This is a genomic window from Streptomyces sp. JNUCC 64, from assembly GCF_054484115.1.
Genome location: NZ_CM137015.1, coordinates 6,073,789 through 6,090,407 on the forward strand (window position 1 = coordinate 6,073,789; position 16,619 = coordinate 6,090,407).

A 16,619-nucleotide genomic window follows, 5' to 3' on the forward strand; every position below is an offset into this window, starting at 1 on the left:
GGTGGGGGAGGAGAGGGAAAGCGCAGGCCGGGGTCCATGTGGGGGTCCTGTGGAGGGGGTGAGTGTATACGGTGTATCCAGCCACAATGACCTTGGGGCCTGTTGTGTGCCGTTGGCGCCTGGATAACATGACGCAGTCCTCGGGAGGATGGTTCCCGAGGCGAGGATTTCGTACGGCGCAAGAATCGGGCAGTGGCTATCTGACCTGATTCAGGATCGAGTCCGGGTCCAAGGTTTCAAGCACTGCACCGCAAGGTGGGGTGTGAACCGAAAATCTCTGCGTGGCGCGCGGTACCGAAGAATGCGAACATCCCCGTAAGATGCTCCTCGCAGAATTCTCCTGGCTTTTTTCTGGGTGTGGTCAGACCCATGCCCGATTCACGGTTGTGCCGTACGAGAACCGGAAATCCCCTACATCGCAGGGAAAGGGAGTCATCGAATGATGATCGCCGAGTTCATGAACGAGCAGAACTTCGGAACGCTGGAGCAGGGCTACCGGGACGACACCGGCGCGCCGGTCCTGGCCACCCCGCTCGCCGCCGTCGCCACCTGCTGGTACGTCGGCGGTGCCGTCGCCGGTGTGACCGTCGTGGCCGGCGCCTACGTGGCCGGTCGGGTCTGGGGCGGTCAGCGCCCGACCCTGTAAGTCGCGTCCACCCAGTCAACCCCGAGAAGAGTGGAGATCGGCATGAGCAAGATCATCGACAGTGTCATCGCGGTCACCCCGGCCGAGCTGGCGGACGGCAGCCAGGGTGAGGTCGGCGCGCTGGCGCCGGTCCAGGCCACCCCGGCCTTCGTCGCCTTCGGTGTGGGCTTCGCCGGCGGTGCGGGCGTCTCCTGGGTCTGCGTCCAGGCGTTCGAGGCCGGTCGTGGCGGGCAGCGTCCCTCGCTCTGATCAACCGACGGGCCCCAGGCCCGCGGGCAGTACCACAGGAAACCTCCGGTGAGTGACGTCCGGAGGTGAGGAGTGCCGCCGGGCCACGGCGGAATCGCGGCCCGGCGGCACTCCGATGTTACCTTCGGTCGCTTCCGCATGGAGGAAAACTTCCGCATGAGGCTGATAAAGAAGCTCGCTTCTTCGGTCTTCGCGCCGGTCCCGCTGTCCCGGGACCGCGCGGTGGGCATATCGGAGAGACTCGCCGCTCTCTCCAGTCTCTCCTCTTCCCTGGAATACTTGAGCCAACGCCGCCACATGGATCCCGGTGGGCTCAACGACTGGGAGATAATGAAGCATTCTCCCGAGAGCATGGTGCCCGTTATCCAGCGGATCACCAAAGCGGTGAGCGGAAAGCGGACCACGCTCGTATTGCACGGTTCGCGGGTCGCGTGCAGTCTCGCTCTGCTGGCGCCCGGGAATCAGAAATGGCGGGGGGCGGGAAATCTCTATCTCGCGCTCACCACCCTTCTCCTCCAGTCCCGGCACCGTTACGGCTCGGACGGCGCGGACCAGGTCGCCGTGCAGACCCAGTTGGCCACCGGACTGACCCGGCTGTCGAAGAGTCCCTCGGTCAAGGACGCCCTGCTGTGGTACCTCGCCATCCAGGCGAACATGTCCTACTCGGCGTCCGGCTGGGTGAAGACGTTCGGCAACAAGTGGCGGGACGGCTCGGCGCTCCCCGGGGTGATGCGGACCAAGACCTACGGCTGGGAGCCCGCGTTCCGGCTCATCCAGCGCTACCCCAAGACCAGCAAGGCCGTCCAGCACTCGGTGCTGGCGATGGAGTGCCTCTTCCCCGTGGTCTACCTGGCCGGGGGCAAGATGACCCGGGTCATGATCGGGGCGGCGGGCAGCTTCCACATCGCCAACGCGTTCGTCATGGGACTGGGCCGGTTCGCGACCGCGTTCCCGTCGATGCACCCCGTGGTGGCCTACACCACCGCGCCGCGCACCCTGCCCGCCGTCGCGGGCCGCGACGACCGGCTGGTCAAGGTCGCGCTGGTGCTGCTGGCCGGAGCCGTCACCGGATCGGCCGTGCTGGCGACCCAGCGCCGTGCCCAGGTGATGGAGGGCTGGCCGACCACCCGCGAGGTCACCACCCGCTGGGGCAACGTGCTCACCTACGACGTGGGCGGCACCGACCAGCCCGACAGCCCCGTCCTCGTCTTCAACCACGGGCTGTCCTCGACCGCCGAGCACTTCTCGTGGGTCGCCGAGCGGCTCTCGTTCGACCTGGGCCTGCCCGTGCTCTCCTACTCCCGCGCCGGTTACGGCCCCTCCCTCCGGACCCGGGAGGCCCCGTACACCCTGGAGGAGTCGGTCGACGACCTGGAGGACCTGGTCAACGGGGCGCTGCCCCCCGGCCGCAAGGTGGTGCTCGTCGGGCACTCCCTGGGCGGGGAGCTGAACCGGCGGCTCGTCGCCCGGCTCGGCGACCGGGTCTCGGGCGTCGTCTACGTCGACCCCACCCACCCGGCCGAACTGATCCGCTCCAAGAAGCAGTTGAAGGGCAGCGAGAACTTCACCGAGACCCTGCGGGAGACCGCCCGCTGGACGCGGCTCGGCTTCGGCGCCCTGATGTCGCGCCCCCGCTGGGTGGACCAGCTGCCGGACAACTACCGGCGGAAGGTCTTCGCCCACTACGCCGACGCGCGGATGTGGCAGGCCGCCGTCCGGGAGTGGGACGTCGTCCGCGAGGAGCTGATGAGCTTCTCCGGGACCCTGGACCCGGTCACCGCGCCCGGTCTGGTCATCGCCGCCCAGATGACCGTCGACAACGACCCCGACCAGCTGCTGATGTACCACGACCTGGTCCGCACCCACGAGACGGCGGGCGGCCACGCCTCCCTGTCCGTGGTGGAACGCGCCAACCACGACTCGATCCTGACCAACCCGCGGTTCGCCCGCAGCACGGCCGACCTCATCGCGGCCTTCGTGAGGGAACACTGCGCGTCCCCGGCCCAGACCGCCCCGGACGCCCCCGCCGCCCTCGTGGAGCGGGACGACGTGGAAGAGGCGGGTGAGACCAAGTGAGCGCCACCACGGTCCTGAAGGACGCCTTCACCGGCCCCGGTGCCGTCACCCGGGTCGCGGGCGCCGCCGCGCTGGTGGCGACGCTGCTCGCGCAGCACCCGCACTCGGCCTTCGAGCGGCTGCGGGAGCGGGACGTGTTCTCCCTGCTGCCCAACTGGAAGTTCTTCGCGCCCAATCCGGCCACCCACGACTACCACTACCTGTACCGCACCCTCGACGACGACCGCCGGACCTCGGCCTGGATCGAGCTGGACCTGATCGTGCCGCGCGCGCCGATCCAGGCGGTCTGGTTCGCGACCCGCCGCACCGAGAAGGCCGTGTTCGACATCTGCACCGCCATCCTGCGCCGGGTCTCCATCGGCGAGGACCCCACGGGCATGTCGTCCTACCGGGTGCTCAGCGAGTTCATCAGGAAGCAGATCCGGGAGACCACCGGGGTCTCCGGGGTGCGGGGCTTCCAGTTCTCGGTGGTCCGGGCCGCCGGACACGACGACAGCGAGGACCCGGAGGTCCTCTTCGTCTCCGCCTACCAGGAGATGACCCCCGTACCGCCGGGCTTCCTGCGCGCCGCCGCCTGACCACCCCGCGCGGAACCCCACCCACCCCCTGGAACCACCCCTGGAACGGAGAACGATGACGATCGCGGACATCGGCTACGGGAAGCAGTTCGAAGGCTGGTACGACCGCATCTTCCAGCAGGACCCCGTCACCCAGCTCACCGTCGACGCGCTGGCCGGGCTGCACCCCGACCCGTCCGCCGGGACCCTGGAGTTCGGCGTCGGGACCGGCCGGATCGCGCTGCCGCTGTCGCGCAAGGTCGGGCCCGTCACCGGGGTGGACTCCTCGCCGGAGATGCTCGCCGCCCTGGCGGAGAAGTCCGGTGAGGGCGAGGTGGTCGCGGAGCTGGGCGACATCAGCGCCTACCACGGGGACCGGGAGTACGGCCTCGTCTACTGCGTCTGCTCCACCCTCGCGCTGATCCTCGACCCCGAGGCGCAGCGGGCGGCGATCGCCCGCGCCGCCGAGCACCTGCGGCCCGGCGGCCGGCTGGTGGTGGAGACGCACAACCGGCCGGGCATCGTCGCCCAGCACGAGGGCCGGGTGCGCACCACCCTGTTCGCGCCCTACCCGGAGCCCAACACCGGCGTCCAGATGCACGCCACGCTGCTGGCGGACGACCAGATCTGGCAGGTCTCCAGCATCTGGTTCGAGGGGGACGGCACCCACCGCATCGGCACCGAGGTCGTCCGGCTGCTCGTCCCCGACGAGGTGGACGCGTACGCGGTGGACGCCGGGCTGCGCCCCGAGGGCCGTTACAGCGACTGGCAGCGCACGGAGTACGTCCCCGCCGCCGGGCTGTTCGTCACCACCTACACCAAGCCCGCATGAACCTCTGGCAGATCGTCCGGGGCCACCGGGTCCTGCTGATCGCGGGCATCGTCATGGGGCTGGTGGGCGCGGCGGCGACGCTCGCCCAGCCCTGGATGCTGGGTCAGCTGATCGAGGCCGTGGCCCTGAAGGAGTCCATCGCCTGGCCGATCACGTTCATCGCGGCGTTCTTCGTGGTGGACGCGAGCCTGGGCGCCGCCCACGCCTACGCCATCGGCCGGGCCGGGGAGAACATCGTCTTCGACGCCCGGCGCATCCTGGGCGGGCGGCTGCTGCGCAGTCAGATCCCGTACTTCTCGCGCCTCGAACACGGTGACGTCTTCGCCCGGACCATCTCGGACACCTCCATCGCCTGTCTGGTCATCGCCCAGGCGCTGGCCCAGATGGTCACCTCCGTCTTCATGGTGATCGGCGGCGTCGTGCTGATGGCCCGCCTGGACTGGAAGCTGCTGCTCACCGCCGTGGGCTGTCTGGGACTGGCGAGCGGCGGATCGCTGCTGCTGGCCCGTCAGGTGCGGCTGGCGGCGCTGCGCAACCGGGAGGACACCGGGGCGTTCGGCTCCGGCCTCCAGCGGGTGCTGGGCGCCATCACCACCGTCAAGGCGTCCCGCGCCGAGGAGCGGGAGACCGAGGAGCTGGCGCGACTGGCCGACCGGGCCCGCCGCAGCGGCATCCGGGTCACCGGCTTCAGCTCGATGCTGACCCCGGCGATGAACGTGGGCACCCAGCTCTCGCTGGCCGTGGTCATCTCCTGGGGCATGGCCCGGGTGGCGACCGGCACCCTGTCGCCCGCCGACCTCACGTCCTTCGTGATGTACCTCTTCTACCTGGTGTCGCCGCTGGTGATGCTGTTCATGGCGATCGGCCAGATCCAGCAGGGCCGGGCCGCCGTCCAGCGGGTGCTGGAGCTGGGCTCCGTCCCGCAGGAGGAGGACGAGGACCTGGCGGCGCCGGGCGCGTCCGAGCGGACCGCCGCCGTCGCGGCGGGGAAGGCCGGGAAGCCGGGGAAGCCGGGGAAGCCCGCCGAGGCCGCCTCGCGCAACGGGTCCGGTGACCGGTCGGTGCCCGCCGTCGCCTTCGAGAACGTCCGCTTCGCCTACCACGAGGACACCCCCGTGCTGCGGGACGTGTCGTTCACCCTGCCGCGCCGGGGACTGACCGCGATCGTCGGTCCCTCCGGGGCGGGCAAGACGACGACGTTCCAGCTGATCGAACGCTTCCTGGCGCCGGACTCCGGCACCGTCCGGATCGCGGGCCGGGACGCCTCCGAACTGCGGCTCGCGGAACTGCGTTCCCTGGTCGGCTACGTGGAGCAGGACGCGCCGCTGCTGCGCGGCACCATCGGCGAGAACCTCACGTACGCCAACCCCGGGGCGGACGACGCCGAGATCGCCCGGGCGCTCCGGCTGGCCAGCCTGGACGAGTTCGTCGCCGGACTCTCCGACGGGCTGGACACCGAACTCGGCGAGCGGGGCGCGGGGTTGTCCGGCGGTCAGCGCCAGCGGCTCGCCATCGCCCGCACCCTGCTCCAGCGGCCCGAGGTGATCCTGCTGGACGAGGTCACCGCGCACCTCGACAGCGACACCGAGGCCGCGCTGCGGGACGCGATGACGGAGGCGGCCCGCGAGTGCGCCGTCCTCGCCATCGCCCACCGGCTGTCCACCATCGTGCAGGCCGACCGGATCATCGTGATGGAGGACGGCGGGGTCCGCGCGGTCGGCACCCACCAGGAGCTGATCGGCTCGGACGAGGTCTACCGGCGGCTCGCCAGCCAGCAGTTCGCCACCGAGGACGCCCTGACGTGACCCGTCCCGACGTCGTCGTCGTCGGCAGCGGGCCCAACGGGCTCGCCGCCGCCGTCACCCTGGCGCGCGCCGGACTCTCGGTGCACGTCCACGAGCGGGCCGCCACCCCCGGTGGCGGCCTGCGGGGCGAGGCGCTGTTCGATCCGGAGATCTGGCACGACGTCTGCGCCGCGGTCCATCCCATGGCCGCGGCGTCGGCGTTCTTCCGGGAGTTCGACCTGGCGGCCCGGGGCGTGGAACTGCTGCGGCCGGAGGTCTCCTACGCCCATCCGCTGGACGGCGGCGCCGCCGCGCTCGCCCACCGGGACCTCGCGCGCACCTGTGAGGAACTGGGGGCGGACGGACGGCGCTGGCGGCGGTTGATGGAGCCGCTGACCCGGCGCTCCACGGCCGTCACCGACTTCCTGCTCTCCGGGCAGCGGGCCCTGCCGCGCGATCCGCTGGTCCCCGCGCTGCTGGCCCCCCGGCTCCTCGGCCATCTGCTGCGGGGCGACGGGCTGCGCACCGAGGGGGCCCGCGCGCTGCTCACCGGGGCCGCCGCGCACGCGGTGGGGCGGCTGCCGAGCGTGCCCGCCGGGGCGATCGGGCTGCTCCTCGGGCATCTGGCGCACTCCTCGGGCTGGCCGCTGCCGCGCGGCGGGAGCGTCCGGATCGCCGAGGCGCTCCTCGACGACCTGCGGGCGCACGGCGGGACGGTGTTCACCGGGCGTCCGGTGAAGGACCTCGCGGAGCTGGACGCCCCGGTGGTCATGCTGGACACCACCCCGCGCGGGCTGCTGGAGCTGGCCGGGGACCGGCTGCCGCCGCGCTACCGGCGGGCGCTGGAGCGGTTCCGCTACGGGCCGGGCGCGGCGAAGGCGGACTTCCTGGTGGACGGGCCGATCCCGTGGGCGAGTCCGGAGGTGGGCCTCGCGGGGACCGTGCACCTGGGGGGCACCCGGGAGGAGACGCTCGCCACCGAGAACGCGGCGGCCCGGGGCAGGCCCTCCGAGGAGCCGTTCGTCCTGGTGGTCGACCCCGCGGCGACCGACCCCGGCCGGGCCGTGGGGGGCCGCCGCCCGGTGTGGGCGTACGCGCACGTCCCGAACGGCGACACCCGGGACCCGGTGCCGCTGATCACCCGTCGGATCGAGCGCTACGCGCCGGGGTTCGCGGACACGGTGCTCGCCGCGCGGGGTGTCCCGGCCGCCGAGTACGAGACCTACAACCCCAATTACCCCGGTGGTGACATCGGCGCGGGCGCGATCACGCTCACTCAGTCGCTGTTCCGGCCAACTCCCGCCTGGAACCCGTACCGGACGCCCCTGCCCGGGGTGTACTTGTGTTCCGCGTCCACGCCGCCCGGGCCGAGTGTGCATGGTATGTGTGGATATCTCGCCGCCCGGACGGCCCTGCGCAGGGAGTTCCGCCTGGCGGCACCGTCCCTGGCCCCGGGCGGCGCGGCCGTCACCGACAGGAGCAGGAGAGAGTCATGAGCACCATCGACCGCCCCACCGCCGCCGAGGACTTCGCGGGTTACCTCCGGGCCTACTACTCCGACGTGATCGACGGGAGCGCGCCGATCGAGGAGGTGTGGGACCGGTACCACACGCCCGACGGCGTCCACGAGGTCAACGGCCGGGTCTGGGACCGGAAGAAGATCCTCGCCAAGGCGTCGGCGCGGCGGGCCCTGGACGCCCCGTACGAGCTGTACCTCCACGAGGTGACGGTCCAGGGGCGGCTGGCGGCGGCCCGGTACACGATCGGCACGCCGATGCTGTGGCGCATCCAGTCCGCGGTGGAGACGGCCGTCGTCGCGGAGATGGGCGAGGACGGGCGGGTGGCGCGCGCCGTCACCTTCTCCGTCAGCCGGCACAGCTGGTCGGGGTCGGGCGGCGAGGACCCGTTCGACCGGGCGGCCCGGCCCGCGGAGGGGACGGTCCCGGCGCCGCCGCCGGGCCCCGGCGAGGAGCCGACGCCCGCCCAGGACCCGGCGCACTACCTGCGGACCTACTACACGCTGGGATACGACCCCGGGGTGCCGGTGGCCGAGGTGCACGACCGGCTGCACACGCCCGACGCGCTGCACCAGATCGGTGGCAAGGTGATGCAGCGCTCGGGGGTGTTGCGGGCCCTGGAGGACGGGCGCAGGCGGGGGCACGTCTACCCGGTGGAGGTGCACGAGACCCTGCGCGAGGGCAACCGCTTCGCGGCCCGGTACACCACCAGCCGGGACGGCAACCCGGACCGTCACCAGGACGTCCTGGCGTTCGGGGAGTTCGCCGACGACGGCCGGGTCCGGCTGGTGCGCTTCGCCCTGGAGCCGGGTTACGGCGCCGTGTGAGGCTCCGGCTCGGCCGGGGCGGCCGGGACGGGTGACAGGCTGGTGCCGTCGGCGGGGACGCCCTCGTGCTCCCGGCCGTCGGCGTCCCGGTACCGCCAGACGAAGCGCAGGCCCCGGGCGGTGGTGACGTCGGGGCCGTCCATCAGCTGGAAGTGCGTGTGCGGCTCCGAGGAGTTGCCCGAGTTGCCGCACTCGGCGATCCGCTGTCCGGCCGTGACCCGGTCGCCCGGGGCCACCGCGAGCGAGCCGCGCCGCAGATGGGCGAGGACCGCGTGGGAGCCGTCGCCCAGGTCGAGGACCAGGTGGTTGCCGAGCAGATGGCGGGGGAGGCCCAGGGAGCGGACGAACGTCTCCCCGAGGACGTAGAGCACGCCGGGCAGCGAGGAGCGGGTCAGATGGTCCCGCTGGCCGTCCGACGCGACCGTCACCACACCGTCGGCCGGGGCGTACAGGGGCTGCCCGAAGGAGGGATAGGACTCCGGGCGGCGGGCCACCGGCCAGAACCAGACGGGTTCGGGGGACGGCTTGCGGGCCAGGTCGATGGCGTACGTCTGGGCGAGGTTGTGGGTGTGGCTCGGGACCTTGGTGGCCGGGCCGTTGCGCGCCGTCCAGGAGCCCTCGACGGGGAGTCCGAGGGACCGGGGCGGCGCCTCGTCGCGGGGCGGGCGCTGGCCCAGGGTCATCATGCGGCGCATCAGGATCCCGGCCACCAGGAGTCCCACCCCGGTGAACCAGAGCGGGCCGATGCCGCCGCTGTTGACGAGGACGCACACGACGCCCACCGCCATGACTAAGCCGTGCCGCTTCCAGAGGTGGTGCACCTGACTGCCTTTCGTCGAGGGGGCGCCGGAGGGTGCCCGGCGGACGGGCCACAGCATCCCAGAATCTCTTACCCGAGATAATGCGTACTTACGTATGAGCGTAATAAGTGTTAGCGTGATCGTCGACCGAGTCCTGAACGGGTGGGAGCGCGCATGAGCGCCGAAGTCACGTTCCACACCGCGCCACCGGTGCCGTCGGCGAAGCCGGTGCCGATCGCGGTCGACGCCGTCGGCTGGCACCGCCCGGAGCGGGTGCGCGCCGTCGCCGAACTTCCCGAACTCGCCGAACTGTCCGAGGCGGACCGCCGCACCTGCCTCCACCTCGGCATCGACACCGTCCCCGTCGACGACGCCCTGGGCACCGTCGACCTCGCCGAACGCGCCGCCCGCGCCGCGCTGGACCGGGCCGGGGTGCCCGCCGCCGCGCTGGGCGCGCTGATCCTGGTGGAGTCCCGGGCGCCCGAGACCCTCATCAGCTCCGAGGTGACCCGGCTCCAGCACGCGCTGGGCGCCGACACCGCGACCGCCTTCACCGTCGGCGGCCTCGGCTGCGTCTCCGTCGCCCCGGCGCTGCTCGCCGCCCGGGGACTGCTCGCCGCCGACCCGGGCCTCGGCCCGGTGCTCGTCGCCCACGGCAGCAAACCCGCCGCCACCGCCCGCTACCGGCACCCGGTGACCGTCAACGGGGACAGCGGACAGGCCCTGCTGCTGACCCGCGACCGTCCCGGCGCCCCGGTCCGGGTCCTCGACCTGGCGCAGCGCACCAACGGCGCCTACTGGGACCTCTTCCGGCTGGAGTACCGCGACCGGCCCACCGACCGCTGGCGGGAGGAGTGCGCGGACCCGCCCCGCTACTCCTTCCGGCTCGCCATGGAGACCCGCGACCGGCTCGCCGGACTGGTGGACGGAGTACTGGCCCGCAACGGCCTCGACCGCTCCGGCGTCGCCGGGTACCTCAGCCAGAACCTGTCGCTGGGTGGCATGGCGTTCACCGAGGAGAGCCTCGGCATCGAGCTGCTGCCCGTCTGCCGCGACAACCTCCGCGGCCTCGGCCACCACGGCCCCAACGACGTCTTCCTCAACCTCCACACCGCCCTGGCCCGGGGTCAGCTCGCCGAAGGCGACCGGGCGGTCCTCATCAACGTCAGCCCCGTCGCGGCCTGGAGCGTCCTGCTGGTCGAGGTGGGTCCGCAGCGCCAGGAGGCCCCCGCATGAGCCACCGCCCCGACGAGAACGCCACCGCGACCGTGACAGCGGCGGCGGCAACGGCAGCGGCAGTGACCGAGGCTGAGGCGGTGGCCGAGGACGGGACCGGGAACGGGACCGGCGAGCGGATCGCCCGGTTCCTCAGCGGCGCCCTGCGGCACCCGGTCGGGCCCGACGACGACTACTTCGCCCTCGGCCTCGTCGACTCGCTGTTCGCGCTGGAACTCGTCACCCACGTCGAACACCACTACGGATTCACCGTCGAGGTCGAGGACCTCGAACTCGACAACTTCCGCACCGTGCGCCGCCTCACCGCGTTCGTCCTGCGCAAGACCGGCGCCGGGACGCCCGCCGCCGAGGTGCCCGCCGCCGCCCGCGCCGATGACCGCTGAGCCCGGGGGCGGCTCCCCGCTCGTCGCGGTGGCCGCCGAGTTCGCCGCCAAGTCCCGTGAAGCGGCGGCCGACTGGGACCGGGAGGGGACGGTGCCCGCCACCGTCCGCCGGAGCCTCGCCCGCACCGGACTGCTCACCGCCGGGCTGCCCGTCCGCCACGGCGGCGCCGGACTGACCCCCGCCGAACTCGGCGAGGCCGCCGCCCACCTGGGCGGGGTGTGCAGCGCCCTGCGCGGACTGCTCACCGTGCAGTCCATGGTCGCCGCGGCCGTGGCCCGCTGGGGCACCGCCGCCCAGCGCGCCCACTGGCTGCCCCGGCTCGCGGACGGCACCCTCACCGCGGGCTTCGCCGCCACCGAGGACGGCGCGGGCAGCGCCCTCGCCGAGGTCGCCACCACCGTCGAGGAGACCCCCGACGGCACCGGCCTCACCGTCACCGGCCACAAGAGGTGGGTCACCCACGGGCGGGACGCCGACGTCCTGCTGGTCCTCGGCCGCGACGGTGACCGGCCCACCGCCGTCCTCGTCGAGACCGGACGGCCCGGCGTCCACCGCGAACCGGTCCACGGCCAGCTCGGGATGCGCGCCGCCGGGATCGCCCACCTCACCCTGGACGCCGTCCGGGTGCCCCTCGACCACCGGATCGCCCCGCCCGGCACCGGCCTCTCCCACGTCGCCGCCACCGCCCTCGACCACGGCCGGTTCACCGTCGCCTGGGGCTGCGTCGGCATGGCCGAGTCCTGCGCCGCCGACGCCGCCGCCCACGCCGCCGCCCGGGTCCAGGGCGGTACGCCGCTCGCCGCCCACCAGGCGGTCGGCGGACTGCTGGCCCGGATCGCGGTCGCCGCCGCCTCGGCCCGCGGCCTCGCCGAACGGGCCGCCGCCGTCCGCGCGGACGGCCCCGGCCACGGAGTCACCGAGACGATCATGGCCAAGTACGCGGCCGCCGACGCCGCCGCCACCGCCGCCCGGGACGCCGTCCAGGTGCTCGGCGCCGCCGGATGCGCCCCCGACAGCCGGGTCGGCCGCCACTACCGGGACGCGAAGGTCATGGAGATCATCGAAGGAGCCCAGCAAGTGTCCGAACTCCACATAGCCGCCCAGCTGGTGCGCCGGTACGGAGCGGGCGCGTGACGGCCACGGCGGGCCCGCCGACCGTCAAGTGCCTGGTCTGGGACCTGGACGACACGGTCTGGGACGGCGTCGTCCTCGAAGGCGACGACCCCGAACCCTTCCCCCACGTCCCGTCCGTGCTGCGCGCCCTGGACGAGCGGGGCATCCTGCACGCCGTCGTCAGCCGGGGCGACCACGACGTGGCCACCGCCCATCTGGAGGCCCACGGCCTCGACGAGTGGTTCTGCGCGGTGCGCATCGGCTGGGGCGACAAGTCCGCCGCCGTCCGCGACATCGCCGAGACCCTCGACATCGGCCTCGACACCGTCGCCTTCGTCGACAACGACCCCGTGGAGCGGGCCGAGGTCGCCGCCGTCCACCCCGTGGTCCGCTGCTACCCCGCCGACGCCGCCGGACAGCTCCCCGAACGCCCCGAGTTCCGCCCCGCGCGGATCACCGCCGAGGCCGCCGGACGCCGTCAGCTCTACCGCACCGAAGGACGGCGCCGCCAGGCCGAGGAGGAGTACGGCACCGACCGGCAGGCGTTCCTCGCCTCCCTCGACCTCGTCCTGGAGATCGCCCCCGCCACCGAGGACCAGCTCGCCCGAGCCAGCGAACTCACCGTCCGCACCAACCAGTTGAACAGCACCGGCATCGTCTACGACGAGGACGAGTTACGCGCCCTCATCGCCTCCCCCGACCACCAGGTGCGCCTCGCCCGGCTCCGGGACCGCTTCGGCGACTACGGGGTCATCGGACTCTCCGTCACCCGGCTCACCCCCGACGACGCCGTGCTCACCCTGCTGCTGATGTCCTGCCGGGTCGCCTCCCGGGGCGTCGGCCCGCTGCTGCTCCGGCATCTGATCCGCCGGGCCCGCGCCGAGGGCCGCCGTCCCGTCACCCACTTCGTGCCCACCGCCGTCAACCGCACCCTGCTGGTCACCCTCCGCTTCGCCGGGTTCACCCGGGTCGACGGCGGACCGGTGGACGGCGAACGCGACGGCGACGGAACGGCCGACGACGGGCCCCTGGTGCTCGTGGTCCCCGACGACCATCCGGTGCCCGCGCCCGACGGACCCGTCCGCCTGCTGGTCCGGGACTGAGGAGAGCCGCCGTGACCCCCCACCCCCAGCCCCTCTTCGAGGCGTTCCGGGAACACGCCGCCCGGACCCCCGGCGCCACCGCCCTCATCACCGGCCCCACCACCCTCACCTACCGCGAACTGGACCGGGCCGCCGCCGGACTCGCCGGGATCCTGCGCGGCGTCGGCGTCCGGCCCGGCACCACCGTGGGCGTCCGGCTGGAACCGGGCGCCCTCGCCGTGGTCGCCGTCCTCGCCGCGCTCCGGCTGGGCGCCGCCTGGTCCGCCGTGGAACCCGATCTGCCCCCGGCCCGCACCCGCGCCCTGCTGCGCGACACCGAGTGCGCCGCCCTCATCGTCGCCAAGACCGACCAGGACGTCGGCGACGGTGAGGGCGCCCGGTTCCCACCGCCCGTGCTGGCCGCCGAGGACCTCGACCTCGGGGTGCTCACCGCCGCCGGGGCCCGCGCCGCCGACGACCCCCCGGCGCCCGTCCCGGAGGGCGCCCCCGCCTACGTCGTCTACACCTCCGGCTCCACCGGCGTCCCCAAGGGCGTGGTGGTCAGCCGGGCCCGGCTCGCGGAGTCCGTCGCCCCGCGCGGCCCGGTCTACGGCACCGGTCCCTCGGTCTTCCTGATGGCGATGCGGCTCTCCTTCGACGGCATGCTCGGCGGGCTGTTCTGGGCGTTCTCCCACGGCCAGACCCTGCTGCTGCCCACCGCCCGCGAACTGCGGCTCGCCCCCGAGTTCGCGGCGCTCGCCCGCCGCCACCGGGCCACCCATCTGATCGTCGTCCCCTCCTTCCACCGGCTGCTCCTCGACGACCCCGGCGGCCTCCCCGACACCCTGCGGACGGTCGTCGTCGCCGGGGAACCCTGCACCCCCGACCTGGTCCGCGCGCACCGCGAACGGCTCCCGGGCGCCCGGCTCGTCAACGAGTACGGGCCCACCGAGACCATCGTCTCCTGCACCGTCGAGACGGACCCCGACCCCGACCGGCCGCGCGTCCCCATCGGCCGCCCCTGGCCCGGCGCCACCGTCCACGTCCTGGACGACCGGCTGCGCGAGGTCCCGGACGGGGAGCGCGGCGAACTGTACGTCGGCGGCGCCTTCGTCGCCGACGGTTACGTCCGCGCGCCGGGCCGCACCGCCGAACGCTTCGTCGCCGATCCGTTCGGCCCGCCCGGCGCCCGCCTCTACCGCACCGGGGACCTGGCCCGCCGCGACCGGAACGGCGCGCTGGAGTACCACGGCCGCACCGACCACCAGCTGAAGATCCGGGGCGTCCGGGTCGAACCCGGGGAGACCGAGGCCGTCCTGGAGTCCCACCCGGCGGTCAACCAGGCCGTGGTCGTCGCCACCGGGACCGGGGAGCCGGACGGCGAGGGGCCCCGGCTGGCCGCCTTCCTGCTGGCCGCCCCGGGCCGCACCCCGCCCACCGCCGCCGCGCTGCGCCGCCACTGCCGCGACCGGCTCGTCGAACAGGCCCTGCCGACCCGGCTGACCTGGCTGGACCGGATGCCGCTCACCCCCTCCGGCAAGGCCGACCGGCTGGCGCTGGCCGCCCGGCCGCCCACCACCGCCCCGCCCGGCGGCCGTCCGCCCGGCCACGAGGAGTGGAGCGCCGCCCAGCGCGTCGTCTGGGACATCTGGGCCGAGGTGCTGGGCCACGGGGACGCCGGGACCGACGACAACTTCTTCCGCGTCGGCGGCGACTCCCTCAAGATCGTCGAACTGTACGGACGGCTCGACGGGCAGTGGCCCGGAGTGGTCCGCGCGGGCGAGCTGTTCGACCTGGTCACCGTCGCGGCGCAGGCCCGGGCCATCGGCGAACGCACCGGCACGGGCGCCGGCGCGTCCACCGGTTCCGGTTCCGGTACTGGCATCGGTTCCGGAACCGGCACCGGCGTGGGTGCTGGTGCCGCGACGGGCACGGGTGCCGGTACCGGTGCGGGCGCGGGCACCTCCCCGGGCGCCGCCGCCGTGCCGACCGCCGCCGGTACCGCCGTGCCGACCGGCGGCGGGTCCGCCGGGGCCACCGCGCCTGAGGGGTCCGCCGCGTCGCGCCCCGCCGTCCGTCCCGTCCCGACCGCCTACGAACTGTGACGAAAGTGGCCGCCGCGTGAACGGATCACCCCTGACTTGACTTCCTCCCCTCCCGAAGGAGGGAAATTCCTACGGCTCGCGCCGTGGGGGTTTCTGCTTCATCGCCGACTGCCCGCCCGGAGTGCTCCGTTGAGGTCTTACACCAGCTCCACAGACAGACGCCGTCAGCCCGACGGCCAGGATGTTCTTCGCCGCGTTCACGTCCCGGTCGTGGGTCGTCCCGCAGGCGCACGTCCAGGTGCGGACGTTCAGCGGCATCTTGTCCCGCAAGGTGCCGCAGGTCGAGCACAGCTTGGAGGAGGGGAACCACCGGTCGATCGCGATCACTTCGCGGCCGTACCACCGGGCCTTGTACTCCAGCATGCTCCGGAACTCCGACCAGGCCGCGTCACTGATGGCGCGCGCCAGGCTCCGGTTCTTCACCATGTTCCGGACGGTCAGGTCCTCGATCACGATCGTTTGGTTCTCACGAACGAGCCGAGTGGTCAGCTTGTGCAGGTGGTCACGCCTGCGGTCGGCGATGCGGGCGTAGACCCTGGCAACCCTCCGGCGGGCCTTGGCCCGGTTCGCCCCGTCGCCCTTGGCCATGCGGGCAAGCTGCCGCTGCGCCCTGGCGAGACGGGTACGGTCGCGCCGCTCATGCCGAGGATTGGCGACCTTCTCCCCGGTCGAGAGGGTCAGCAGATGGTCGAGCCCGACGTCGATACCGACGGCCGCGCCGGCGGCGGGCAGAGGCTTCACGGACGGGTCCTCTACGAGCAGGGACACGAACCAGCGTCCGGCCGCGTCCTGGGACACGGTCACCGTCGACGGGCTCGCGCCCTCCGGGAGGGGACGGGACCAGACGACGTCGAGCGGCTCCGCCATCTTCGCCAGGGTGAGGTTCCCGTCCCGGAACCGGAACGCGCTGGTGGTGTACTCCGCCGACTTCCGGGACTTCTTCCGCGACTTGAAACGCGGGTACCTCGCCCGCTTGCCGAAGAAGTTCGTGAACGCCGTCTGCAAGTGCCGCAGTGCCTGCTGGAGCGGAACGGAGGACACCTCGCCCAGGTAGGCGAGTTCCTCGGTCTTCTTCCAGGCCGTCAGCATCGCCGACGTGGCGTTGTAGTTCACCCGTTCCTGCCGCGCCCACGCTTCGGTGCGCGCGGCCAGGGCGAGGTTGTAGACCTTCCGCACGCATCCGAACGTGCGGGACAGCTCGGCTGCCTGCGCGGCGGTTGGATGGAAGCGGTACTTGAACGCCCGCTTCACGTGACGGGTCTTCACAGTTCACATTTTACTCCATCAGTTTGTGACGGAGTGCGGGCAGTTGGAGGCGGACGCCGGTCCGCCCTGGCGGCGAACCGGCTTTCCCCGCCCTGCTCCGCAGAAGCTTCGTTTCTCCCCCGCAAACGGGAGGTACCCGCACCCC

The 16,619-nt window shown here is 73.1% G+C and carries 15 protein-coding genes; 13 read left to right on the forward strand and 2 right to left on the reverse strand.

Going from position 1 to position 16,619, the window contains the following annotated elements; all coding sequences use genetic code 11:
• Positions 1–439: 439 nt before the first annotated feature.
• From ACVWNX_RS25155 to ACVWNX_RS25190, 8 genes are all read left to right on the forward strand, one after another.
• Complete coding sequence (locus ACVWNX_RS25155) at positions 440–646, forward strand: hypothetical protein (protein WP_454410129.1); 207 nt, start codon at positions 440–442, stop codon at positions 644–646.
• A gap of 42 nt (positions 647–688) precedes the next feature.
• On the forward strand, positions 689–895 hold the full coding sequence (locus tag ACVWNX_RS25160) for a hypothetical protein (RefSeq protein ID WP_454410131.1): 207 nt from the start codon (positions 689–691) through the stop codon (positions 893–895).
• Between the two features lie 330 nt (positions 896–1,225).
• Positions 1,226–2,971 carry an alpha/beta fold hydrolase gene (locus ACVWNX_RS25165; protein WP_454410133.1) on the forward strand — a complete coding sequence of 582 codons (1,746 nt, stop codon included), beginning with the start codon at positions 1,226–1,228 and terminating at the stop codon, positions 2,969–2,971.
• Positions 2,968–3,549 carry a hypothetical protein gene (locus ACVWNX_RS25170; protein WP_454410134.1) on the forward strand — a complete coding sequence of 194 codons (582 nt, stop codon included), beginning with the start codon at positions 2,968–2,970 and terminating at the stop codon, positions 3,547–3,549. The genes ACVWNX_RS25165 and ACVWNX_RS25170 overlap by 4 nt, the downstream gene beginning before the upstream one ends.
• A gap of 55 nt (positions 3,550–3,604) precedes the next feature.
• Positions 3,605–4,360, forward strand: coding sequence for a class I SAM-dependent DNA methyltransferase (locus ACVWNX_RS25175; RefSeq protein WP_454410136.1), 756 nt, complete (start codon positions 3,605–3,607; stop codon positions 4,358–4,360).
• Positions 4,357–6,165 (forward strand): ABC transporter ATP-binding protein, encoded by a 1,809-nt coding sequence (locus ACVWNX_RS25180; RefSeq protein WP_454410138.1) that lies wholly within the window; start codon positions 4,357–4,359, stop codon positions 6,163–6,165. The genes ACVWNX_RS25175 and ACVWNX_RS25180 overlap by 4 nt, the downstream gene beginning before the upstream one ends.
• Entirely contained in the window at positions 6,162–7,640 is a 1,479-nt protein-coding gene (locus ACVWNX_RS25185) for a phytoene desaturase family protein (protein WP_454410139.1), read from the forward strand. The genes ACVWNX_RS25180 and ACVWNX_RS25185 overlap by 4 nt, the downstream gene beginning before the upstream one ends.
• Positions 7,637–8,488 carry a nuclear transport factor 2 family protein gene (locus tag ACVWNX_RS25190; RefSeq protein ID WP_454410141.1) on the forward strand — a complete coding sequence of 284 codons (852 nt, stop codon included), beginning with the start codon at positions 7,637–7,639 and terminating at the stop codon, positions 8,486–8,488. The genes ACVWNX_RS25185 and ACVWNX_RS25190 overlap by 4 nt, the downstream gene beginning before the upstream one ends.
• On the opposite strand, the gene ACVWNX_RS25195 is transcribed toward ACVWNX_RS25190, so the two are convergent.
• Positions 8,473–9,276 (reverse strand): M23 family metallopeptidase, encoded by an 804-nt coding sequence (locus tag ACVWNX_RS25195; protein ID WP_454410143.1) that lies wholly within the window; start codon positions 9,274–9,276, stop codon positions 8,473–8,475. The genes ACVWNX_RS25190 and ACVWNX_RS25195 overlap by 16 nt on opposite strands.
• Positions 9,277–9,462: 186 nt before the next feature.
• On the opposite strand from ACVWNX_RS25195, the gene ACVWNX_RS25200 reads away from it, so the two are divergent.
• Genes ACVWNX_RS25200 through ACVWNX_RS25220 form a run of 5 tightly spaced genes read left to right on the forward strand, consistent with a single transcriptional unit; the run spans position 9,463 to position 15,208 of the window.
• Positions 9,463–10,524, forward strand: coding sequence for a 3-oxoacyl-ACP synthase (locus tag ACVWNX_RS25200; RefSeq protein ID WP_454410145.1), 1,062 nt, complete (start codon positions 9,463–9,465; stop codon positions 10,522–10,524).
• The gene (locus ACVWNX_RS25205) at positions 10,521–10,907 is read left to right on the forward strand and encodes an acyl carrier protein (RefSeq protein WP_454410147.1); all 387 of its coding nucleotides are present in this window, start codon (positions 10,521–10,523) and stop codon (positions 10,905–10,907) included. Before ACVWNX_RS25200 ends, ACVWNX_RS25205 begins: the two co-directional genes overlap by 4 nt.
• A complete protein-coding gene (locus ACVWNX_RS25210; protein WP_454410148.1) occupies positions 10,897–12,042 on the forward strand; it encodes an acyl-CoA dehydrogenase family protein in 1,146 nt (381 codons plus the stop codon). The genes ACVWNX_RS25205 and ACVWNX_RS25210 overlap by 11 nt, the downstream gene beginning before the upstream one ends.
• Positions 12,039–13,124: an HAD-IIIC family phosphatase gene (locus tag ACVWNX_RS25215; RefSeq protein WP_454410150.1), complete on the forward strand. Its 1,086-nt coding sequence runs from the start codon at positions 12,039–12,041 to the stop codon at positions 13,122–13,124. The genes ACVWNX_RS25210 and ACVWNX_RS25215 overlap by 4 nt, the downstream gene beginning before the upstream one ends.
• Positions 13,125–13,135: 11 nt before the next feature.
• On the forward strand, positions 13,136–15,208 hold the full coding sequence (locus ACVWNX_RS25220; RefSeq protein WP_454410151.1) for a non-ribosomal peptide synthetase: 2,073 nt from the start codon (positions 13,136–13,138) through the stop codon (positions 15,206–15,208).
• A 69-nt stretch (positions 15,209–15,277) separates the two neighbouring features.
• Here the strand turns inward: ACVWNX_RS25220 and ACVWNX_RS25225 are convergent, their stop codons facing one another.
• Positions 15,278–16,474 (reverse strand): RNA-guided endonuclease InsQ/TnpB family protein, encoded by a 1,197-nt coding sequence (locus tag ACVWNX_RS25225; protein ID WP_454410153.1) that lies wholly within the window; start codon positions 16,472–16,474, stop codon positions 15,278–15,280.
• Positions 16,475–16,619 lie beyond the last annotated feature (145 nt).

Excerpts from the sequence above, each read along its gene's own strand:
- ACVWNX_RS25155 (WP_454410129.1), top strand. The coding sequence starts at position 440 with ATGATGATCGCCGAGTTCATGAACGAGCAGAACTTCGGAACGCTGGAG.
- ACVWNX_RS25160 (WP_454410131.1), top strand. The coding sequence starts at position 689 with ATGAGCAAGATCATCGACAGTGTCATCGCGGTCACCCCGGCCGAGCTG.
- ACVWNX_RS25165 (WP_454410133.1), top strand. The coding sequence starts at position 1,226 with ATGAAGCATTCTCCCGAGAGCATGGTGCCCGTTATCCAGCGGATCACC.
- ACVWNX_RS25175 (WP_454410136.1), top strand. The coding sequence starts at position 3,605 with ATGACGATCGCGGACATCGGCTACGGGAAGCAGTTCGAAGGCTGGTAC.
- ACVWNX_RS25180 (WP_454410138.1), top strand. The coding sequence starts at position 4,357 with ATGAACCTCTGGCAGATCGTCCGGGGCCACCGGGTCCTGCTGATCGCG.
- ACVWNX_RS25190 (WP_454410141.1), top strand. The coding sequence starts at position 7,637 with ATGAGCACCATCGACCGCCCCACCGCCGCCGAGGACTTCGCGGGTTAC.
- ACVWNX_RS25195 (WP_454410143.1), bottom strand. The coding sequence starts at position 9,276 with ATGGCGGTGGGCGTCGTGTGCGTCCTCGTCAACAGCGGCGGCATCGGC.
- ACVWNX_RS25200 (WP_454410145.1), top strand. The coding sequence starts at position 9,463 with ATGAGCGCCGAAGTCACGTTCCACACCGCGCCACCGGTGCCGTCGGCG.
- ACVWNX_RS25205 (WP_454410147.1), top strand. The coding sequence starts at position 10,521 with ATGAGCCACCGCCCCGACGAGAACGCCACCGCGACCGTGACAGCGGCG.
- ACVWNX_RS25210 (WP_454410148.1), top strand. The coding sequence starts at position 10,897 with ATGACCGCTGAGCCCGGGGGCGGCTCCCCGCTCGTCGCGGTGGCCGCC.